Consider the following 4486-nt stretch of genomic DNA (forward strand, 5'->3'; position numbering starts at 1 on the left):
TGAAAGTCCCCACCCGAAGGCGGGGAAATAGCCACCCGAAACTGACCCGCAATTATGCGGCAGAAACGAGTGCTTTGCGAGAACCTCGCGGCAGGCCTACGCAAAAAGTATACCCAAGCAGCCATTCAGGCATTCAAACACTATTGACAAGCCAAAACATCACGCGAGCGACACGCCAGGATTACGTCACGTGCCAGGTTCTCGCGGAGACAGACAAAGCCTCCAAAGGTCATTATCCCCACCTCTACTACCAGTCCGCAATCGAACTCGTCATTCCTCCGCTCCCCTGCCGCGCGTCGCTAGCGAATGAGCAGCACGCGCCTAAAGAATGAGCGCATCCGATTCGGTCACCTCGCGCGCCCGGCCAATGTAGCTGAAGGTCGGCTCATCAAGACGGGCCAGCAGCCCCAGGTCGCAGAAGAGCACTGAGTCCTCGTCCGGATTGATGAGTTCCTGAACCTCGTCTTTGATGCGTCGCACCTTGGCAGGGGCCGCATCCACAATAAAGACGCTGTACTGAATACGGTCCCCATAACTGAGAATGAGCTTGGCCAGCTTGGCGCGCCGCCGGTCGCTGGGCACGTCATAAGCGATGAGTGTTCGTCGGGCGTCGTCACGCATTATCGTACGGTCACCCCCGTGTACTCGCGGGTGGTTCCGTTAATTACGCCCAGGAGCATGCGGGCTTGCACCTCAATAGCGCGGCGCCACGTCACCGAGTACCCGTAGGTGGGGTGGGTAATCTCCGTGGCCATTCGCTTCTCGAACGCGGCGATGATGGTCTTCCGCCCTTCGGGTGTGAGCCGGTAGCTGCCACCGACCGCGGTGAAGTGCGCCGCTTTGACCTGCTTCCTATTGATAAGAGACACCACCACAGAATCCGCGATGATGGCGCGGAACTCTTCCATGAGGTCAAGCGCGAGCGCCGGCTTATTGCGAGAGCTGCTGTGCAGGAACCCGGCGTGAGGGTCGAGCCCACAGGTGAGGGTCGCTCGGATACATTCTGAACTGAGCATACCGTAGGCATAGTTCAGCAGAATGTTGATGGGGTCGTTGGCGCCTCTCCCCTGCCGCCCGGCCCAGGTCCAGCCGAGTTCGGTGAGCACGTCTTCTTTGAGCATGGTCGCGAAACTACCGAAGTAGAGCGAGGCGGCTTCACCTTCGATGCCGAGCAGCTCCGGGATTGAGGTAGCCTGCGGCGTGTGCTTCTGAATGTCTCGCATGGTGCGGCATACATCTGCGGCGTGGCCGTTGCGGCGCAGCAGGGTCGCTTGGTTTGCAATTTTACTGGCAATCATGGCGGCCGCTATGGGTAGGTGCCCCTGCGCTGAGAGGACATGCTGTTGCACACGGGCCAGCCCATTCGGTCCGGTGCCGGGTTGCGACCAGCCGTAGACTCGGCCGGTGCTGGAGCACCAGATGATGGTGCAGTTGCGCCACATGAGTTCTCGTAGAAGCGCGGAGGAAACGTCGATATTTCCGTGGACAACGAGGCTGTGCACACGTTCGAGGGGTACGCTGCTGATTGTTTCACCGAGGTGTTGCACAATGAGGCGCCCTTGCTGGACGGTCGCTCTTGATCCTTGCGTGGTGAGGTGCGCTACTTGGCTGTCGGGGTTGCTGGCGACGACACGTGTAATGTTTTCTTTTCCGTGGGATTCGTCGGGTAGGCACACGGAGATGTGGGAGCACCAGCTGCAGCGGGGTGAGTCTTCGAGGGGTTGCGGTGCTGTCGGGTTGTCGATGAGTGCGCGGGTGGTGTGTACGTATTCTTCTGCGGTGCGGATGTCTTCATCTGAGATGTCGACGGGCACGGTTTTGTTGTGGTTGGTGAAGTGCACCGCGCATTCGCTGACGGTTTCGCCGGCTTCTTCGAGGCAGATTTTCTGAAGGGCGAGCTGCACCCTGTGGGCGGGTGTGACGGATGCGTTGCGGCGTACGGGTGTTGCTTTGTATTCGATGATGCGGGTAGAACCATCTTCTTGCGGTTCGATAGCATCGCACCGTCCGGTGAGTCCGAGGCGTTTTGATGAGATGGTGACTGCGCGCTGTTGTGTGCCGCGGGATGTTTTGGGGTCGTCGACTCGTTTGTGGGCGGATTGCCCTTCTTGCATTTGTGAGGTGTCGGTCTTTTCGCCATTGGATTCGATCCATGCGCGGCGGGGGCAGTACACGGTGTGCATGACGAGTGAAATAGGAAGTTCGTCGCCTGCACTGTAAGGGGTAGACATCGGTGTCTCCTTGGTGTGAGCGAATATGGTGGGCAGTCAGCTTTGACTGCTTGGTTTTGAGGGTAGCACTGCGGCGGAATGTTTTGGCTTATCAGCGAGTTTATGACGCTATTCCGGCGTGTTGAATTTTCTGCTTGGAGGTGTGGAGGAGGCGGGTAGCAGCTGGCGGGTGGGGTTTGCGGTCGGTGTTTTGGCCTGGTTGCTTCCTGCGCGGCGAAAAGGAAAAGCTCCGTTCCTGGACTGTGATGGGTCCACGAACGGAGCAGGAATAGGTTAGGGAAAGTCCCTACAAAACTGTAGGGAAATCGCTGAGTTGAGAATCTTTCATTATTCGCCTTGACCTCAATGCCTTAATGAATGTCCCTACGAAAAGGTAGGGAAATGAGCGGACGGTTCTCATACACTGCGCCGATATTGAAGCCTCAATGAAAGGGCCCCGCCCAGGGCGGAGAAATGTAACCTGCAGCATCAGCCTGGCGAGCTTCCATAGACCAGCCTCAATGAATGCCCTTCCAAAAAGGAAGGGAAAAGCCAATACACCACGGGGTCACCATAAAGGTGCGCCAGACTCAATGAAAGTCCCTACGAAAAGGCAGGGAAATGCGCGCACCCCACACGTGTACAGGATGCTGGAGTGCCCTCAATGAAAGCCCTTCCCAAAAGGAAGGGAAATGGTCACACAGGCGGGATCATTACGTCCCGCAGTGGCGGCGCCTCAATGAAAGTCTACACCTCAAGGTACTGAACAAGCAGTCCTGCGGTCATCTTGAGGGGATATTGATCTGCCTTATTGAAAGTCCCTACAAAACCGTAGGGAAATTCCTGCACCGCAGGAACACCCTCATGATACTCCTCCATGCCTCAATAAAAGTCCCTCCCCACAGGAGAGAACAGCTCATAATATACACCTGGCTTACTGAGCGTATGAGTCCTCAATGCAAGTCTCCGCTGAAAAGCGGAGAAATTCGCGGGAACTCGCCCGCCGAAAGAAGAAGAGGAGACCTCAATGAAAGCCCCTCCAAATAGGAAGGGAAATCACCGGTGCAGTACATTTGCCACTGAACCTGGTCACGGCCTCAATGAAAGCCCCTCCAAAAAGGAAAGAAAATGATTCCAGGGCGTGAGGGAGTGCCGAGGCTAAGCCCGCCTCGATGAAAGCCCTCCATAAAGGAAGGGAAATTGTTGAAAGCTTCTCCGAGGCGGCGGGTTTCCGTCTCGCCTCAATGAAAGCCCTTCCAAAAAGGAAGGGAAATTCAACACGTCCGTTGATGGCACGTCGCCAATCCCCGCGCCTCGATGAAAGCCCTTCCCAAAAGGAAGGGAAATTATTTCCCGGTTGCTTTCATCTCATGCGCACTGCCGCCTCAATGAAAGCCCCTACGAAAAGTATGGGAAATCGCAAGCGAGCTTCTTTCAGCCCGAGTGTATCACACCCCCTTAATGAAAGCCCTTCCAAATAGGAAAGGAAATCCGACAGGATTTTACGCACCAGTGCTTCGGAACGGCGCCTTAATGAAAGCCCCTCCAAAAAGGAAGAGAAATTCACATGTCCAGCCTCGCCAATGCCCGCGCCACCGCCTCAATGAAAGCCCTTCCCAAAAGAAGGGAAATGCTAGTCGCTGTTGCCTAGCGGTGAGCCAGTCCTGGCCTCAATGAAAGTCCCTCCCAAAAGGAAGGGAAATTTCAAGGAGGGGTTGAACCTTTCGAGCTGCTGACGGCCTCAATGAAAGTCCCTCCCAAAGGTGGGGAAATCTCATAGCCAAATCGCCGGTGATGGTGTTGATATCGACACCTCAATGAAAGGTCCCTACGAAAAAGCAGGGAAATCGTTGTTCGCGTTTATATGCACCATCTGACGGTGTGCCTCAATGAAGGTTCCTCCAAAATTGTAGGGAAATCCGCTACCAGCCCTATGTTCGCGCCGCCGTCGACTGTCCTCAATGAAAGCCCCATCGAAAAGGCAGGGAAATGCGCGCAGGTTGAAGACCGAGGAGCGCGAGTACCGCCTCAATGAAAGCCCTTCCCAGAAGGAAGGGAAATCGCCAAAAATCCAGGCACCAAATACCCAGGTAAGTTGGGCCTCAATGAAAGCCCTTCCCAGAAGGAAGGGAAATAAGGTGGGGGATTTTGTAGCGCAAGGTGGGGGGTTTTGCCTCAATGAAAGCCCTTCCCAGAAGGAAGGGAAATCCGCGGCACCTGTAGGGCACGCGGCTCGTGCGTCTTCGCCTCAATGAAAGCCCTTCCCAGAAGGAAGG

Annotated in this window: 2 protein-coding genes; both read right to left on the reverse strand. The window is 55.8% G+C overall.

From position 1 onward, the window contains the following. Positions 1-321 precede the first annotated feature (321 nt). Positions 322-621, reverse strand: coding sequence for a CRISPR-associated endonuclease Cas2 (gene cas2 / locus HMPREF2884_RS06145; protein WP_083309680.1), 300 nt, complete (start codon positions 619-621; stop codon positions 322-324). Next, positions 621-2231, reverse strand: a complete 1611-nt coding sequence (locus HMPREF2884_RS06150; RefSeq protein WP_070616290.1) for a CRISPR-associated endonuclease Cas4/Cas1 — start codon at positions 2229-2231, stop codon at positions 621-623. The genes cas2 and HMPREF2884_RS06150 overlap by 1 nt, the downstream gene beginning before the upstream one ends. Between the last annotated feature and the right edge of the window lie 2255 nt (positions 2232-4486).

Origin of the sequence: Rothia sp. HMSC073B08 (assembly GCF_001812975.1) — a bacterium.
In the GTDB taxonomy this organism is placed as follows: Bacteria; Actinomycetota; Actinomycetes; order Actinomycetales; family Micrococcaceae; genus Rothia; species Rothia mucilaginosa.

Coding starts and splice junctions, on each gene's coding strand:
- cas2 (WP_083309680.1), bottom strand. CDS start 621: ATGCGTGACGACGCCCGACGAACACTCATCGCTTATGACGTGCCCAGC.
- HMPREF2884_RS06150 (WP_070616290.1), bottom strand. CDS start 2,231: ATGTCTACCCCTTACAGTGCAGGCGACGAACTTCCTATTTCACTCGTC.